The following is a 17,694-nucleotide window of genomic DNA, read 5'->3' as shown; positions in this document are numbered from 1 at the left end:
CTGCGCAGATGCGCAGGTTTTTTTGCCTGTCGTTCCCGCTAACGAACTGAAACACAGTTTTCCTGTCAACTCGCTTTACCTTTCTTTATAACTGCGGATAACAAGCTTGAAAAAACTGTTTATTGCAGCGGAATGCTATGCCCCGTATAAAAAAACTTCTGGGAAAAGACCAGATCAAAGCCCCATTTAACCCGTTTCGTTTTCGCCTGATTTGTCTGGGTGTCTTCAGCTGCATGGTGTTGCTGCTGATCTTCGTCGGTGACCTGCAACTGATTAAGCATCCGATGCTGGAGCACGAGGCCGATCAGCGTTCACTGCGCACCGTCACCTTGCCCACCAACCGTGGCACCTTACTGGATCGTGATGGCCAGGCACTGGCACTGAGCGTACCGGCGCGCGATATCATCGCCGACCCGATGCGCGTGCTGGAAGCCAATCCCGACTTTACCAACGCCAAATGGACCTATCTTGCCTCGGCGCTGAACTTACGTCCGGAAGAGTTGCGTGAGCAGATCACCGCGAACCCGAAAAAACGCTTCCTCTATCTTGGCCGTAAAATCGAACTGGGCATCGCCAAAGACATCGCCGAACTGCACCTGAAGGGCATCAGCTCGGTATACAACGACAGCCGCTTCTATCCAATGAGTGAAGCCGCTGCGCCGTTGATTGGCATTGTCGGTGCTGACAGCAATGGCCTGAACGGTCTGGAGAAAGGTTTCGACCACGTGCTGCAAGGCGAGCCGGGCAAAGAGGTTTATCGTCAGGACAAAGAGGGCAATATCGTGGCGATGCTGGATTACGAGCCGCCGAAGCAGCCGCCAACGGTACAGCTGAGTATTGATAAGTTTGACCAGTTCACCCTCTACAGCAAACTGCGCGATGGCGTGTTGCTGAATAAAGCGGATTCCGGTGCGGCAGTGCTGATCAAGATTGATACGGGCGAGATCCTGGCGATGGCTTCCTATCCTTCGTTCAACCCCAACAACTTCGATAACGCCACGCCTGCACAGATGCGCAACACGGCGATCAATGACAGCTACGAACCCGGGTCAACGGTGAAACCGCTGGTGGTGATGGAAGGGCTGGAGCGTCATCTGGTGCGTGCTGACTCGGTGATCGATACCACACCCTACAGCGTTAACGGCCACTTGATTCGTGACGTCGGCCACTGGCCGCGCCTGACCATGACGGGCATTTTGCAGAAATCGAGTGATATCGGCGTATCGCACATTGCGCTGGCGATGCCTGCTGAAGCGCTGGTGAACACCTATCAGGCGTTTGGCCTGGGTAAGCCGACCGGACTCGGGTTAACCGGCGAGAGCGTGGGCTACTTCCCGCTGCACCGTGAACGCTGGGCAGATATTGAACGCGCCACCTTTGCCTTTGGCTACGGCCTGCGCGTCACACCGCTGCAAATCGCCCGTGAATACGCCACGCTTGGTTCTTACGGCGTATATCGTCCACTGTCGATTACCAAAGTGACACCGCCGGTGTTGGGCAAGCAGGTGGCCGATCCGCAAATCGTGCAAACCGTGGTGCACATGCTGGAGAGTGACGTATTGCCTGGCGGTACCGGCGTCAAAGCCGCTGTGCCGGGTTACCGCCTGGCGACCAAAACCGGTACCGCAGAGAAAATGGGCACCAGCGGGAAGTACGATGGCGGTTACGTCAACTACACCGCCGGTATTGCTCCTGCCAGCCATCCTGAGGTGGCGCTGGTGGTGATGGTCAACCATCCGACAGCGGGCGATCACTTTGGTGGTTCGGTAGCGGCGCCGATTTTCGGCAGCATTATGGGGCCGGTGTTGAAGCATATGAACATTGCGCCTGACGCCATTTACAGCAAACCGACTTCGGATAAATCTTAGTAAAATCAGGATGTAACTGCCGTGAGGTGCTTTTCACACCTCGTTGCATTTCGCCGAACTCCGTTGCGATTTGCGGCTGTTTTCTCACACCACTTTCGGCGACGATAAAAGTCCCAGAGGTATTGATTGGTGTGAAGATCGGCTGCTGCGGCAGCAATACCTGTCTTCAGGTATTCACCCTGTTCGGTTGCACCGACCCACGCGGATGCGTGGGTTTTTTTTGCCTGAAATTCAGCACTCAGCGAACTCGCTCACACCTCTTGTCTGAGTCTTAACACTTCCCCGCCAACATAAAAATATCTTGCCGTGTAACCTGTATGTAACGCACCGCGATGCCGCATTCCATTTCGGTTCGCCAGCCCCTTGCCGTGTTGGTAGCGCGGCTTTGGGGCGTTTTTTATTGCCATTCGTTGAGGTGTGACCCGATGCCAAAAACCAAAGACCGAACGCCAAAAGGCGAGGGCCGCTCCACGGCGTTTCAGTTACGCATTCATCCGGAGTTGCATGACCAACTGCGCGAAGTCACCGAAGATGAAAACATCACGCTATCGTGCTGGTTGAAAGATTTGGCGCGTCGCGAACTGCGCCGTCGCGGGATCGAGCCGAAAGGGTAAATCTGTTGCTCTGCATGGCGGTAAAAAACCCGCAAAAAGCTAATTTTCACAGCCATTTATGGCACGAAAGGTTTACCATTTTCCTTTGGAAAATATATTTTACGCAACCTTAACAACCGCCTTATCACTCCCTCCCTACAATGATTTTTTGCATGTCATCACATCAGTGACTATCCCTCCTTCTATCCAGAGAAAAATTATGCGCCTGAAACTTCTTTCTGCCAGCGTGGTGTTTTTACTGGCAGCCTGTGACCAGGGCGGAGCAAAGCCCGCTGCATCCGCGACACCCCAGGTGGGTGTCATCGCCCTAAAATCTGAGCCCGTTACGTTGGTGACAAAACTGCCTGGCCGCACCAAGGCGGTCCGCACCGCACAGGTGCGCCCACAAGTCAGCGGCGTGATCCAGAAAATCCTGTTTACCGAAGGCGGCGAAGTGAAAGCGGGCCAGCCGCTCTATCAGATCGATCCGGCGACCTATAAAGCCGCTTACGACAAAGCGATGGCGACCTGGCAAAACGATGCCATGGTGGCAAAACGCTATCAGCCGCTGGCGTCCGCACACGCCATCAGCCAGCAGACTTACGACGATGCCGTTGCGGCAGAGCGTGAAGCACAGGCCGATGTGGAAACCGCTAAGGTCAATCTTGATTACACACTGGTGAAGGCGCCGATCTCCGGACATATCAGCCGTTCGCTGTATACCGCCGGTGCGCTGGTGACCAACGGGCAGACCGACTATCTCGCCACCATCACCCAACTTGATCCGATCTATGTTGATGTCAGTGAGTCATCCACCGACCTGCTGCGTCTGCGCCGTGCCTTAGCCGACGGCAAGATCGCCAAAGTGGATGACAACACGGCGGCGGTCGGACTCTCTCTGGAAGACAACAGCCAGTATGGCCAGCAGGGCAAACTGGCGTTCTCGGAAGTGAACGTCGACACCGCCACCGGCACCGTGGTGCTGCGTGCGGTGTTCCCGAACCCGCATAATGAACTGCTGCCAGGCATGTATGTGCACGCCAGCTTCCCGCAGGGCATTCAGCAGCAGGGGATTCTGGTGCCGCAGGAGTCGATCATGCATGACACCAAAGGCCAGCCGTATGTTTACGTGGTGAAAAGCGATAACACCATTGAGCAGCGCAGCATTCACACCGGCGAGATGATCAAAGGTGAATGGCTGGTGACCTCCGGCCTGAGCGAAGGTGAAAACGTGGTGGTGAACAATCTGCAAAGTGTGCGTGCCGGGGCGAAAGTCACCACCACCGCCGCCAGCACCCATGACACGCCATCCGCCAACGCTGTCAGTCTGTCGATGACCGACGCAGCAGCGCAATGAGGGGGCGGCATGTCGAAGTTTTTTATTGAACGTCCCATCTTTGCCTGGGTTATCGCGATTATCGTGATGCTGGTGGGCGGGATTGCGGCCATCAGTTTGCCGGTCAATCAGTATCCCAATATCTCCCCACCTGCGGTGTCGATCTCGGTGACTTATCCGGGGGCCAGCGCCGAAACCACCCAGAACACCGTGGTGCAGGTGATTGAGCAGCAGTTGAACGGGTTGGATGGCTTGCGCTATCTGGAATCCAGCAGTGCCTCGGACGGCAGTGCGCAGATCATCGCCACCTTTAACCAGGGCATCAATCCGGATATCGCCCAGGTGCAGGTACAGGACCGCGTCTCGCTGGCGGAATCGCAGTTGCCAACCGACGTGACCCAGCAAGGGATCCGTATCCGTAAGTACCAAAAGAACTTCATGATGGTCATCGGGCTGATCTCTAAAGACGGCAAGCTGAGCAACGGCGATCTCGCGGATATGCTGGTGTCGAAGCTGGAAGATCCGATCTCGCGTACGCCAGGCGTCGGTGACTTTATGGTACTGGGTTCGGAATATGCCATGCGCATCTGGCTCGATCCCGCCAAACTGTACAAGTACAACCTGATGCCGAGTGATGTCACCACCGCCATTGATAACCAGAACGTGCAGGTGTCGTCCGGTTCACTCGGCGGGTTACCGACCATTCAGGGCGCCAAAACGCAGGCCACGGTACTGGGGAAAACTCGCTTCACCACGGTGCAGCAGTTTGAAAATGTGCTGTTGAAAGTGAACAGCGATGGTTCACAGGTGCGTTTGAAAGACGTTGCCAGCGTGGCGCTCGGTCCGCAGAGCTACGGCATTGACGCCACCATGAACGGCAAGCCCGCGGCAGGTATCGCGCTGCGTCTGGCCACCGGGGCGAACGAACTGGATACCGCCAAAGCGGTGCGCCAGACCATAGCCGATCTGAAAGACTCACTGCCGGATAATGTTGAAATTCAGTATCCGTATGACACTTCGCCAGTGGTCAGCGCCTCGATTGAAGAAGTGGTGAAAACGCTAATCGAAGCGGTGGTGCTGGTGTTCTTCGTCATGCTGCTGTTCCTGCAAAACCTGCGCGCCACCCTGATTACTACCCTGGTGGTGCCGGTGGTGTTGCTCGGTACCTTCGGCATCCTGTCGGCCTTCGGTTACAGCATCAACACCCTGACCATGTTCGGTATGGTGCTGGCGATAGGGCTGTTGGTGGATGATGCCATCGTGGTGGTGGAGAACGTCGAGCGTGTGATGCACGAAGAACATCTCGATCCGAAAACCGCCACCATCAAGTCGATGCAGCAGATACAGGGCGCACTGTTTGGTATTGCGCTGGTGCTGTCAGCGGTGCTGCTGCCAATGGCGTTCTTCTCCGGCTCGACCGGGGTGATTTACCGCCAGTTCTCGATCACCATTGTGTCGGCGATGGCGCTGTCGGTGATCATGGCGCTGATCTTTACCCCTGCACTCTGTGCCACCCTGCTCAAACCTTCGGCGGCGGAGCACAAGACCACCGGTTTTGCTGGCTGGTTTAACCGTAAGTTCGACAGCGGCGCGATGCACTATACGCGCGGCGTTAACAACGTTATTTCCCGTCGCGGCCTGTTCCTGGTGATCTACCTGGTGATCGTCGGCGTGACGGGCTTTTTGTTTACGCGTGTGCCCACTACGTTCCTGCCTGCAGAAGATCAGGGCTTGATGATGGTGCAGATGACGCTGCCGGTGAACGCCTCTTCACAGCGTACGCAGCAGGTGATCAACGATCTCAATGACTACCTGCAGAAGAATGAAGCCTCAGTGGTCACCACCACCTTTGGCGTGGCGGGCTTTAACTTTGCGGGTCGCGGCCAGAGTAACGCCATGGCCTTCGTGCGCCTGAAGGACTGGAGCGATCGTACACACAGCGGGCAAAGCGTGCAGGATCTGGCGAACCGGGTGATGGCGCATTTTGCCAACTACAAAAACGCCAAAATCTTCGCCATGGTGCCGCCTGCGGTGATGGAGCTGGGTAACGCCACTGGCTTCGATCTCTATCTCCAGGATACGGGCGCGCACACCCATCAGCAGATGATGGATGCCACGCACCAGTTAATCGATCTGGCCAACAAAGATCCGCATCTGGCGCAGGTGCGCATGAACGGACTGGAAGATGAGCCGCAGTATCAGCTGGAGATCAATGACGAGAAGGCCAGCGCGCTGGGCCTGAGCATGACAGACATCAACAACACGCTGTCAGTGGCGTGGGGTTCCAGCTATATCGATCAGTTTATGTATAACGGCCGTGTGAAAGAGGTTTACCTGATGGGTAAAGCCGATTCACGCGTCACGCCATCCGATCTCGATAAATGGTACTTCCGCAACAGCAGCGGCACCATGGTGCCCTTCTCCGCCTTCGCCAGCGGCAAATGGGTTTACGGCTCGCCACACTTCGAACGCTTTAACGGCCTGACCTCTGAAGAGATCCTCGGATCGCCTGCGGCAGGGCAGAGCACCGGTGAAGCGATGAAAGCGGTGGAACAGCTGGCGAAGCAGTTGCCCAAAGGCTTCCGCGTGCAGTGGTACGGCATTTCGTATGAAGAGCAGGCGTCCGGCAACCAGACTACCCAGCTGTATCTGATCTCGATTCTGGTGGTGTTCCTGTGTCTGGCCGCGCTGTACGAGAGCTGGTCGATTCCGTTCTCAGTGATCATGGTGGTGCCGCTCGGCATTCTCGGCACCATCAGTGCGGTGCTGCTGCGTGGCTTGCAGAACGATGTGTTCTTCCAGGTGGGCTTACTCACCACGGTCGGGCTGGCGGCGAAAAACGCCATCCTGATCGTCGAGTTCGCCAAAGAGCTACATGAACGGGAAGGCAAAACGCTGGTCGAGGCAGCGGTGGAAGCCGCGAGACTGCGTATCCGACCGATTATCATGACGTCGATGGCGTTTATTCTCGGCGTGCTGCCGCTGACTATCTCTAACGGTGCAGGCGCAGGTAGCCAGCACTCGATTGGTACGGCGGTAGCAGGCGGGATGATCACCGCCACCTTCCTCGCCATCTTCTTTGTTCCGATGTTCTACGTGGTGGTTTCGCAGTTCTTCGCCCGCAAGAAAAAAGCATCCGCAGAGGTGACAACGCATGAACACTAAAACTTTCCGTATGGCGCTGCTGCCGCTGGCCATGGCGCTGGCGGGCTGTACGCTGGCACCCCACTATCAGCGCCCCGCAATGCCGGTAGACGCGAAGTACGATCAGCCCACGCCGGTGGGCAACGTGGCGGATCTGCCGTGGCAGAACTTCTTCACTGACGCCACGATGCGCAATCTGATTCAGCTGTCACTCGACAACAACCGTGACCTGCGCGTCGCGGCGCTAAATGTCGAAGAGGCACAGCAGAGCGTCACGGTGCAGCGTGCGGCGTTAATGCCGTCAATCAATGCTACCGCCAGCCAGACCTCGGCGCATGAACCGGCCAACCTCTATAACACCAAGACCAGCGGTGCGGTGACCTATCACGAGTTGAACGCCGGTCTGGGCGTCACCTCGTGGGAGCTGGACTTCTTTGGTCGTTTACAGAGCTTGCGTGATGAAGCGCAGGAAACCTATCTGTCCACCGCCGCGACCGAACGCGCCACGCGCATCTCGCTGATTTCGGAGGTGGCCACCGCCTGGCTAACCTTGAGTTCGGATAACGATCTGCTGCATCTGGCGCAAAATACCGCCAAAAGTCAGCAAGAGTCGTATCGTCTGACGCAACTCAGCTACAACGGCGGGGCCAGTAGCGATCAGGATCTGGCGCAGGCAGAGAGCACGGTGCGGGCTGCGCAGGCGGATGTGGCGAGCTATACGCGTCAGGTACGGCAGGATGTGGATGCGCTGCGCTTGCTGGTGGGCACCGATCTGCCCGCTACCTTGTTGTCCCACGCGACGCTGGACGTCAACTGGCAGTTCCCGGCCACGCCAGCGGGCTTGCCATCTGATCTGTTGACGCGTCGTCCGGATATCATGGCCGCAGAACATACCCTGAAAGCGGCGAATGCCAATATTGGCGCAGCGCGTGCCGCGTTCTTCCCGAGCATCACGCTGACCGCTTCTGGCGGATCGACCAGCAGTTCGCTCGGCAGTTTGCTGGGCGGCGGCACCGGCGCCTGGTCATTCGTACCCTCAATAAATCTGCCGATCTTTGACGGCGGCAAAAACGAGGCTAATCTCAACATCGCGCACATCGAGAAACGCATTGAAATTGCTGACTATGAGAAAGCGATTCAAACCGCGTTCAAAGAGGTGAATGATGCGCTGGCCGGTCAGGATACCTGGCAGGATCAGCTGACAGCGCTGCAACAGGAGGTCGGTGCTAATCAACGCGATTACGACTATTCCGAAATGCGCTTTAAGCAAGGTGTAGACAATTATCTCAATGTATTAGTGGCCCAGCGATCGCTTTACAGTTCGCAGCAGTCGTTAATCAGTGCACATCTGGGCCAGTTGAGCGAGAAAATCACCTTGTATAAAGCCTTAGGAGGCGGTTGGAAGGCCTGAGTGCCTTAACGTTACCCTTACGGTTTCTCCATGGAAATTCCATGGCACTTCAGCTGATAATACAAGCAGTGATGATTTCCTTTGAAATAATCCCCTGTTAGTGCAGGGGATTTTCCTTTTTCCTGTTTATCTGAAGAGTCCGATGACAATTAATTCCCCTGGCAAATCGCGTTTCCACTGGCTGAAATGGCTACTCATTTTACTTGTTGTGTTAATCGTGGCTGGCGTGATTTGGCGCGTTGTCGGCGGCCATGGCGGTGCGCCGGGCGGCATGCCACCAGGAGGCGGAAAAGGCGGTCATCGCGGGGGCGCAGGTGGACCTCCGGGCATGGCGATGATGGGCGGCAGTGCCACGCTGGTGCACAGTGGCGTGGCCACGACGGCCAACGTGCCGGTGTATCTCAATGCGCTGGGCACGGTGATCCCCAATGCCAGCGTTACCGTGACCAGCCGCGTAGCGGGTCAACTGGAAAAAGTGTTCTTTACCGAAGGGCAAAAAGTCGAGGCCGGACAGCTGCTGGCGCAGATCGATCCACGCAGCTATCAGGCGACACTGGCGCAGTATCAGGGCGATCTCAATCAGAACCAGGCATTGCTGAAAAGCGCCGAGTTGACGCTGGCCCGCTACAAAAAACTGGCGGCCCAGGACTCGTTGTCACGCCAGGATCTCGACACGCAAACGGCCACCGTTGGGCAGTACAAAGGCGCAGTGGCAGCCGATCAGGCGCAGATCGCCAGTGCAAAGCTGGATATTGAATACGCGCGCATCACCTCGCCAGTCAGCGGCCGTGTTGGCCTGCGTTTGGTCGATCCCGGCAATATGGTGCAAACCACTGATACTACGGGCATTGTGGTGGTGACGCAGATGCAGCCCGCAGCCGTGACCTTCAGCGTGCCGCAGAGCAATATCGCGCAGCTCACCAAAGCGCTGCATAACGGGCAGAGTTTACCGGCGGTGGCTTTTGATCAGGACAACAGCACCCAACTGGCTCAAGGCAGCGTGCAGTTCATTAGCAACCAGATCGATACCAGCACCGGCACCATCGAGCTGAAAGCCACTTTCCCGAATGAAGATGAGTCGCTGTTTGCCAATCAGTTTGTCAACCTGCGCCTGCAAACCAACATTCTGAATAACGCCACGGTGATCCCGGCGCAGGCGCTGCAACTGAGCAGCGACGGCAGCTTTGTGTTTGTGATCAATCAAGACAACACCGTGACGCGCAAAGCCGTGACCACCGGCCCGGCGTTTGGTGAAGATCAGCAGTCGATCCTAAAAGGTGTCGAGCCGGGCGAGCGTCTTGTTACCGAAGGCATCGATCGCCTGACCAACGGCAGTAAAGTCTCTCTGGCCGATGACAGCAAAACTGCCACAGCGGCCAAAAAATGAATCCGTCACGTCTGTTTATCCAGCGTCCCGTCGCCACCATCTTGCTGATGGTCGGCGTGCTGATTTCCGGGATCTTTGCCTATAAATTCCTCTCCACCTCGGCGCTGCCGCAGGTGGATTATCCGACCATTCAGGTCACCACCCTGTATCCCGGGGCCAGCCCGGATGTGATGGCATCGTCTGTGACCTCACCGCTGGAACGCCAGCTGGGGCAGATGGCCGGTTTAAGCCAGATGACCTCCACCAGCTCCGGTGGCTCCTCGATCATCACGCTAAAATTCAGCCTCGATCTGTCGCTGGATGTCGCCGAGCAGGAAGTGCAGGCGGCGATCAATGCCGCCAACAACCTGCTGCCGAGCGATCTGCCCAATCCGCCGACCTATAAAAAGGTCAACCCGGCGGATACGGCGGTGATTACGCTGGCGGCCAGCTCGGATAACCTGCCGCTGACGCAGGTGCAGGATCTGGTGAACACCCGCGTGGCGCTGAAGCTGTCGCAGATTAACGGCGTCGGCATGGTGACATTGGCAGGTGGTCATCAGCCAGCTATCCGCGTGCAGATGGACCCGAAAGCGCTGGCGGCACACAAGCTGTCGCTGGAAGACGTGAATACGTTGATCAGCAACAGCAACGTCAATGGCTCAAAAGGCGGCTTCGATGGCAAATACCATTCGGTGACCATCGATGCCAACGATCAGCTGCGCACCGCCGATGAGTACGGCAATCTGATCATCACCTATCAGAACGGTGCCGCACTGCGCCTGAAAGACATCGCGCACATTGAACAGGGTCCGGAAAACAGCTTCCAGTCGGCGTGGGCCAATAACAGCCCGGCGATTGTGATCAGCGTGCAGCGCCAGCCTGGTGCCAACGTGATTCAGGTGGTGGACAGCATCAAAGCGCAGCTGCCAACCCTGCAGGCCGCGTTGCCCGATGGCGTGAAGATGAGCATCTTGTCGGATCGCACCCAAACCATCCGTGCATCCATCAGCGACGTGCAGTTTGAGCTGATGCTGTCGGTGGCGCTGGTGGTGATGGTCACCTTCCTGTTCCTGCGCAATGTGGCGGCGACGCTGATTCCAAGCGTGGCGGTGCCGCTGTCACTGATTGGCACTTTCGGCGTGATGTATCTGGCCGATTTCAGCCTGAATAACCTGTCGCTGATGGCGCTGACCATCGCCACCGGCTTCGTCATCGATGATGCGATTGTGGTAGTGGAGAACATTTCGCGTCGGCTGGAAGAGGGCGAAACGCCGATGCAGGCGGCGCTGAAAGGCTCGCAGCAGATCGGCTTCACCATCATCTCGCTGACCTTCTCGCTGATTGCAGTACTGATTCCGCTGCTGTTTATGGGCGATGTGGTAGGGCGCTTGTTCCGCGAGTTCGCCATTACGCTGGCGGTGTCGATTCTGGTGTCGATGGTGGTGTCACTGACGCTAACGCCAATGCTGTGCGCTTACCTGTTGCAGCATATCCCGGAAGAGAAGCAGTCGCGCTTCTCGCGCAAGGGCGGGCAAATTTTCGATAAGCTGGTGCGTGGCTATGACCGTCTTCTGACCGTGGTGCTGAACCATCAGAAGTTGACGTTACTGGTGGCGCTGGCGACCTTTGCGCTGACAGCGCTGCTGTATATCGCCATCCCGAAAGGCTTCTTCCCGACACAGGATACCGGACTGATTCAGGGTGTCACCGTGGCGTCGCAGGATGTGTCGTTTAGCGAGATGTCGAAGCGTCAGCAGGCGCTGGCGAAAGTGATTCTGCAGAACCCGTCGGTGGATAGCCTCTCTTCCACCATCGGGATTGACGGCAGCAACACCAGCCTCAACAGTGGCCGTATCCAAATCAACCTGAAGTCGTTTGATGAGCGCGATGACAAAGCCGATGTGGTGATCAAACAGCTGCAGCAGGCGGCGGAGCAGGTGGCGGGCATTCAGCTCTATCTGCAACCGGCGCAGGATTTGACGGTCAACGATCAGGTCACGCCGAGCCAGTATCAGTTCACGCTGGATGACGCAGACAGTGAAAACCTGGTGAGCTGGACGCCGAAGATGGTGGCGGCCTTGCAGCAGCGCCCGGAATTTAACGGCGTGGTGAGTAACCTGCAGGATCAGGGCCGTGTCGCCTATGTCGAACTGAACCGCGACAAAGCCGCGCGCTACGGCATTACCGCCTCGGATGTGGATACGGCGCTTTACAACAGCTTCGGTCAGCGTCTGGTTTCCACCATCTTTACCCAGGCCAATCAGTATCGTGTGGTGCTGGAAGTGGCACCGCAGTATCAGCAGTCACCAGCGTCGTTTGATGATGTTTATCTGCCGGTGAGCAGCAGTTCCAGCACATCAACCAGCAGCAGTTCGGGCAGCACATCCAGCAGCAGCTCAACCACCAGTTCCGACAGCGACACCACCACCACGGGCATGGTGAAACTGACCTCAATTGCCACCATTCACCAGCGCACCGGTTCACTGATGCATATGCGTCTGAATCAGTTCCCGGCGGTGATGGTGTCGTTCAATCTCAACAGCGGTTATTCGCTGGAGGATGGGCAGAAGGCGATTGCCGAAGTGACGCAGCAGCTGGATCTGCCATCCAGCATTACGCTGCGCTATCAGGGGGAAACCTCGGCATTCCAGAGCGCGACCGGTAACACGCTGTGGCTGATTCTGGCCGCACTGATCACCATGTATGTGGTGTTGGGCATCCTGTACGAGAGCTTTATTCATCCGGTGACGATTCTCTCGACGCTGCCATCAGCGGCGGTGGGTGCGCTGTTGACGTTATTACTGGCGGGCAGTGAGTTCAGCTTGATTGCGCTGATCGGGGTGATATTGCTGATCGGCATCGTGAAGAAGAACGCGATTATGATGATCGACTTCGCGCTGGAGGCCGAAAACAAGCAGGGCATGAGTGCGCGTGATGCGATTCATCAGGCCTGCTTGCTGCGCTTCCGTCCGATCCTGATGACCACCATGGCGGCATTGCTCGGTGCACTGCCGCTGATGCTGGCCTCAGGATCCGGCGCCGAACTGCGTCAACCGCTTGGTCTGGTAATTGTCGGGGGGTTGATTGTCAGCCAGGTGCTGACGCTGTTCTCCACGCCGGTGATTTATCTGTGGTTCGATGGCATTGCGCAGCGCGGCAAGCGCTATATGCAGCGTAAACAGCAGCAGGCGCGGAGCGAGTAATGAACCTCACCAGACTGTTTATCTTCCGTCCGGTCACCACGTTGCTATTAACGTTGTCGATCATGCTGCTCGGTTTGCTGGGTTATCGGCTGTTGCCGGTGGCTCCTCTGCCGCAGGTGGATTTCCCGACCATTATGGTCAGCGCCAGCTTAGCCGGTGCCAGCCCGGAGACCATGGCGGCCACGGTGGCGACGCCGCTGGAGCGCTCGCTCGGGCAGATCGCGGGCGTCACCGAAATGACTTCGACCAGTTCGCAGGGCTCCACCAGCGTGATTTTGCAGTTTGATCTCGACCGCGACATCAACGGCGCGGCGCGCGATGTGCAGGCGGCGATCAACGCCGCGCGCAGTCTGCTGCCGAGCGCGATGGAATCACTGCCGACCTATCGCAAAGCTAACCCGTCCGATGCACCGATTGTGATGCTGGCGTTGACCTCCGCCACGCGCACGCCGGGTGAGCTCTACGACCTGGCCGAGAGCAAAATTGAGCAGGCGATGGGGCAGGTCAAGGGCGTGGGCGAAGTGTCACTAATGGGCAGCGCCTTGCCCGCCGTGCGTATCGATCTGCAACCGCTCAAGCTGGCGCAATACGGCATCTCGCTGGACACGGTGCGTGAAGCCATCGCCAACAGCACCACCAACAAACCCAAGGGCATTCTGCAGGGTAGCCAGCAATCATGGGTGGTGGACAGCAACGGTCAGTTAGATAAAGCGGCGCAGTATCAGGATCTGATCGTCAGCTATAAAGACGGCAAAGCGGTGCGCCTGCACGATGTCGCCACCGTCTACGATTCGGTGGAAGATCAGTATCAGGCCGGTTTCCTCAATTCGCAGCCGTCAGTCATGGTGGGCATTAAGCGCCAGGCCGGTGCCAATATGCTCGACACCATTGATGCCATCAAAGCGCAGTTGCCAGCGCTGGAAAAAGATCTGCCTGCGGATACCCAGTTGAAAGTGGTGGTGGATCGTTCCCCGACGGTGCGTGAATCTTTGTACGACACCGAAGAGACGCTGCTGATCGCCATGCTGTTGGTGATCGCGGTGGTGTTTGTGTTCCTGCGTAACGTGCAGGCGGTGGTGATCCCGGCGCTGGCACTCCCGGTGTCGTTGATTGGCACCTGTGCGGTGATGTATCTGCTGGGCTACAGCCTCGATAACCTGTCGCTGATGGCACTGATCATCGCCACTGGATTTGTCGTCGATGATGCCATCGTGGTGCTGGAGAACATTACCCGCCATATCGAAGAAGGTTTGAGTCCGCTGCGGGCGGCGCTAAAAGGCGCGCAGGAAGTGAGTTTCACTGTGCTGTCGATGACTATGTCGCTGGTGGCGGTGTTTATCCCGATCCTGCTGATGGGCAGTATTGTCGGTCGTCTGTTCCGCGAGTTTGCGGTGACGCTCACCGTCTCGCTGTTGATCTCGATGTTTGTCTCGCTGAGCCTGACGCCGATGCTATGCGCGCGGCTGCTGAAGCCAAAACCGAAAGTCAGCAAGCGCCCGCATCCGCTATATCAGTTTATCGAAAACCAGCTCAATGCTTTGCTGGCAGCCTACTCGCGTGGTCTGGCGTGGGTGATGGCGCACCAGAAGATCACCATGTTCAGCCTGGTGCTGACGGTGTTGCTCAACCTGTTTCTGTTCACCGTGGTGCAGAAGGGCTTCTTCCCCAATCAGGATACCGGCCTGCTGATGGGCGCACTGCGCGCCGATCAAAACATCTCGTTCCAGGCGATGAAGCCGAAGATGCTGGAGTTCACCAAGATCATCCAGTCCGATCCCGCTGTGGACAGCGTGATGTCGTCGATGGGCAGCGGCATGTTTGGCTCGCGCAATAGCGCCAACTTCTTTGTGCGTCTTAAAGACTTTAGCGATCGCGATGCCACGGCCACCGAAGTCGCCAATCGACTGAGCCTGAAGACCAGCCATATCGCCGGGGCGCAGATGTTCCTGATGGCGGCGCAGGATCTGCATATTGGTGGGCGCAGTGCCAACGCCACCTATCAATACAGCTTGCAGGCGGACGATCTGGATGTGCTGCGCGAGTGGACGCCGAAAGTGCAGGCCGCGCTGGCGGCGATCCCACAGCTCAACAGCGTGGACTCCGATTCGCAAACCGGCGGCCAGGAAGTGGTGATCAATATCGATCGCGACCGCGCGCAACGCCTTGGCGTGAATGTGCAGATGCTGGATACCATGCTGAACAACGCCTTCAGCCAGCGCCAGGTCGCCACGCTCTATCACACGCTGAATCAGTATCATGTGGTGATGTCGTTGCAGGACAGCTACACGCGCGATCCGGAGATTTTGAAAGAGCTGTATGTGATTAACGACAGCGGCGATCGCGTGCCGCTCTCTGCTTTCGCCAGCTTCAAAGGCGGTAATGCGCCGCTGTCGGTGGCGCATCAGGGTCAGTCGGCCACCAGCACCGTTGCCTTTAACCTGAATGATGGTGTGTCACTGGAGCAGGCGCAGGCGCTGATTAAACAGGCGATGGCGCAGCTCGGCCTGCCGTCCACCATTCAGGCCGGATTTGCCGGTACCGCAGCCGCCTTTGCACAGCTGACCGCCACCATGCCGTGGCTGATTATTGCCGCACTGGCGGCGGTGTATATCGTGCTGGGCGTGCTGTATGAGAGCTACATCCATCCCATCACCATTCTTTCGACACTGCCATCGGCGGGGGTTGGCGCGCTGCTGCTGCTGCTGCTCACCAATACCCAACTGACGGTGATTGCCCTGATCGGCATCATTCTGCTAATCGGCATCGTGAAGAAGAACGCCATCATGATGATCGACTTTGCAATCCATGCTGAGCGCACGCAGGGCATGTCGCCGAAGCAGGCGATCACGCAGGCCTGTCTGATGCGTTTCCGTCCGATCATGATGACCACGCTGGCCGCCTTCTTTGGTGCTTTGCCGCTGGCATTGGGCAGCGGCGGCGATGCGGATTTACGCAGTCCGCTTGGCATCGCAATTGCCGGCGGTCTGGCACTCAGCCAGTTGTTAACCCTGTTTACCACGCCGGTTGTTTATCTCTGGCTCGATAGTTTAAGCCGCGCCACCAAACGTCAGTGGCAGCGCATGCGTCATGTGGAATCCTGATCGATGAAAAATGTTCTGAAATTTACCCCGATGGTAGTGGCACTGTTGCTGGCGGGTTGTGCGGTGGGGCCGGATTATCAGCGCCCCACCATGGCGATTCCGACGCATTTTAAAGAAGCCAAAGGCTGGCAGCAGGCCACGCCGCAGGATGAGCAGAGCAAAGGCGACTGGTGGTCGGTGTATCACGATGCCACGCTGGATAGCCTGTTGCGTCAGGTGAGCATCTCCAACCAGAACGTGGCGAGCTATGCCGCGCAGTACCGTGAAGCGCAGGCGCTGACCTCGCAGTCGCGCGCGGCACTATTCCCGTCGGTAAGCTACGACGTCAGCAGCACGCGCAGCGGTAGTCGCGCCAGCACCACCGGGCAGCGCAGCGTCAGCAACGCGCATGCCGCCGATCTCAGCGCCAGCTGGGAGCTGGATTTGTGGGGCAAACTGCGCCGTACGCTGGAAGAGAACAAAGCCAGCGCGCAGGCGAGTAAGGCCGAACTGGCGAATATCACCCTAAGTGCCCAATCGGAGCTGGCGCAGGATTACTTCCAGCTGCGCATCCTCGACGAAAAAATTGCTCTGTATCAGCGCAGTATCGATGCCTATCAGCGCTATCTAACGGTGATTCAGAATAAGTACTCGGCGGGCAGCGAATCTCGCGCCACGCTGGCACAGGCGCAGATGCAACTGGAGAGCGCGCGCGCCTCAGCACAGGATTATCAGTGGCAGCGCGCGCAGTCGGAACACGCCATTGCGCTGTTGCTGGGCCGTGCACCGGCTGATTTCTCGCTGCCAGTGGCGAAGCTGGATGCCACGCTGCCAGCCATCCCTAACAGCCTGCCTTCTGCGTTGTTGCAGCGTCGTCCGGATATTGCTTATGCCGAACGTAACGTGGCAGCGGCCAATGCGGCGGTGGGCGTAGCGATTGCCGGTTACTATCCCGATCTGACGTTAAGTGCCACGGGCGGCGTGAGTTCATCGGCCATCAACAGTCTGTTCTCACTGCCAAACCGCGTCTGGTCATTAGGGCCGGAGCTGAGCGGCACGCTGCTGGACTTCGGTGCCACCTCAGCCAAAGTGGAGCAGGCCCGCGCCGCCTATGACGCCAGCGTGGCGGATTATCGCCAGTCGGTGCTGACGGCGATGGGGGAAGTGGAAGATTATCTGGTGCAGCTGAATACGCTGAAGGGCGAGATAGCTTCACAGCAGCTGGCGACCAGCGCTGCGCAGGAGTCAGCACGCGTGACGCGCAATCAGTATGATGCCGGAATGATTGATTACCTTGATGTGGCGACCACCGAAAACAGCAGTCTGAGTGAGCAGCAGAGCTTGCTGTCACTGCAGAACACCCAGTGGGTGAGCAGCGTTGAGCTGATCGCCGCGCTAGGCGGGGGTTGGCAGGGGTGATTTTAACCGCTCCAGGTGTATAGCCCCTCTCAATGTTATGCACCTAAGCTAATGGGCGTATGGTCCTTCTCAATGATATGCACCTAAGCTAATAAGCAGGCTGGGGGCGCTTTGGGGAGGGCAATCCGCAGCGCCGAACAGAATGAGTCTGCCAGGATAGCCCGCAGCTACCGTCTTGCACGTCAAGCCGCTACTGCGTAATTCTCGTCATATCTCTGCTGTTTCATCAGCACACCGAAGCAGATATGCACCAGCTTTCTCATCACACCAC

At 57.5% G+C, this 17,694-nt stretch carries 9 protein-coding genes, 1 tRNA gene and 1 pseudogene; 10 read left to right on the top strand and 1 reads right to left on the bottom strand.

Annotated elements, in window-relative coordinates; all coding sequences use genetic code 11:
• Positions 1–137: 137 nt before the first annotated feature.
• Positions 138–728: pseudogene (locus WFP70_RS26795) on the top strand (peptidoglycan synthase); the annotation flags it as partial.
• A 556-nt stretch (positions 729–1,284) separates the two neighbouring features.
• Here the strand turns inward: WFP70_RS26795 and WFP70_RS14150 are convergent.
• Positions 1,285–1,397: transfer RNA gene (locus tag WFP70_RS14150), tRNA-OTHER, on the bottom strand.
• Positions 1,398–1,478: 81 nt separating this feature from the next.
• Between WFP70_RS14150 and WFP70_RS14145 the strand changes: the two genes are divergently transcribed.
• From WFP70_RS14145 to WFP70_RS14105, 9 genes are all read left to right on the top strand, one after another.
• Positions 1,479–1,868: a penicillin-binding transpeptidase domain-containing protein gene (locus WFP70_RS14145; protein ID WP_153012330.1), complete on the top strand. Its 390-nt coding sequence runs from the start codon at positions 1,479–1,481 to the stop codon at positions 1,866–1,868.
• 425 nt (positions 1,869–2,293) lie between these two features.
• Positions 2,294–2,482 carry a hypothetical protein gene (locus WFP70_RS14140; protein WP_058961818.1) on the top strand — a complete coding sequence of 63 codons (189 nt, stop codon included), beginning with the start codon at positions 2,294–2,296 and terminating at the stop codon, positions 2,480–2,482.
• A 199-nt stretch (positions 2,483–2,681) separates the two neighbouring features.
• Positions 2,682–3,818 carry an efflux RND transporter periplasmic adaptor subunit gene (locus WFP70_RS14135; protein ID WP_337023630.1) on the top strand — a complete coding sequence of 379 codons (1,137 nt, stop codon included), beginning with the start codon at positions 2,682–2,684 and terminating at the stop codon, positions 3,816–3,818.
• A gap of 9 nt (positions 3,819–3,827) precedes the next feature.
• Positions 3,828–6,962, top strand: a complete 3,135-nt coding sequence (locus tag WFP70_RS14130; protein WP_337023629.1) for an efflux RND transporter permease subunit — start codon at positions 3,828–3,830, stop codon at positions 6,960–6,962.
• Positions 6,952–8,352, top strand: coding sequence for an efflux transporter outer membrane subunit (locus WFP70_RS14125; RefSeq protein ID WP_337023628.1), 1,401 nt, complete (start codon positions 6,952–6,954; stop codon positions 8,350–8,352). The genes WFP70_RS14130 and WFP70_RS14125 overlap by 11 nt, the downstream gene beginning before the upstream one ends.
• Before the next feature lie 142 nt (positions 8,353–8,494).
• A complete protein-coding gene (locus tag WFP70_RS14120) occupies positions 8,495–9,739 on the top strand; it encodes an MdtA/MuxA family multidrug efflux RND transporter periplasmic adaptor subunit (protein WP_337023627.1) in 1,245 nt (414 codons plus the stop codon).
• Positions 9,736–12,924 carry an efflux RND transporter permease subunit gene (locus WFP70_RS14115; RefSeq protein ID WP_337023626.1) on the top strand — a complete coding sequence of 1,063 codons (3,189 nt, stop codon included), beginning with the start codon at positions 9,736–9,738 and terminating at the stop codon, positions 12,922–12,924. Before WFP70_RS14120 ends, WFP70_RS14115 begins: the two co-directional genes overlap by 4 nt.
• Complete coding sequence (locus WFP70_RS14110; RefSeq protein ID WP_160868315.1) at positions 12,924–16,025, top strand: efflux RND transporter permease subunit; 3,102 nt, start codon at positions 12,924–12,926, stop codon at positions 16,023–16,025. The genes WFP70_RS14115 and WFP70_RS14110 overlap by 1 nt, the downstream gene beginning before the upstream one ends.
• 3 nt (positions 16,026–16,028) lie before the next feature.
• Positions 16,029–17,423 (top strand): efflux transporter outer membrane subunit, encoded by a 1,395-nt coding sequence (locus WFP70_RS14105; RefSeq protein ID WP_337023625.1) that lies wholly within the window; start codon positions 16,029–16,031, stop codon positions 17,421–17,423.
• Positions 17,424–17,694 lie beyond the last annotated feature (271 nt).

The sequence above is a fragment of the Pantoea sp. USMM079 genome (assembly GCF_037153115.1).
GTDB classification, from domain to species: Bacteria; Pseudomonadota; Gammaproteobacteria; order Enterobacterales; family Enterobacteriaceae; genus Pantoea; species Pantoea communis.
Note: the sequence above shows the minus strand (reverse complement) of the source record. Positions and strands in the feature narration are given on the sequence as shown.

Excerpts from the sequence above, each read along its gene's own strand:
- WFP70_RS14140 (WP_058961818.1), top strand. The coding sequence starts at position 2,294 with ATGCCAAAAACCAAAGACCGAACGCCAAAAGGCGAGGGCCGCTCCACG.
- WFP70_RS14135 (WP_337023630.1), top strand. The coding sequence starts at position 2,682 with ATGCGCCTGAAACTTCTTTCTGCCAGCGTGGTGTTTTTACTGGCAGCC.
- WFP70_RS14130 (WP_337023629.1), top strand. The coding sequence starts at position 3,828 with ATGTCGAAGTTTTTTATTGAACGTCCCATCTTTGCCTGGGTTATCGCG.
- WFP70_RS14125 (WP_337023628.1), top strand. The coding sequence starts at position 6,952 with ATGAACACTAAAACTTTCCGTATGGCGCTGCTGCCGCTGGCCATGGCG.
- WFP70_RS14120 (WP_337023627.1), top strand. The coding sequence starts at position 8,495 with ATGACAATTAATTCCCCTGGCAAATCGCGTTTCCACTGGCTGAAATGG.
- WFP70_RS14115 (WP_337023626.1), top strand. The coding sequence starts at position 9,736 with ATGAATCCGTCACGTCTGTTTATCCAGCGTCCCGTCGCCACCATCTTG.
- WFP70_RS14110 (WP_160868315.1), top strand. The coding sequence starts at position 12,924 with ATGAACCTCACCAGACTGTTTATCTTCCGTCCGGTCACCACGTTGCTA.
- WFP70_RS14105 (WP_337023625.1), top strand. The coding sequence starts at position 16,029 with ATGAAAAATGTTCTGAAATTTACCCCGATGGTAGTGGCACTGTTGCTG.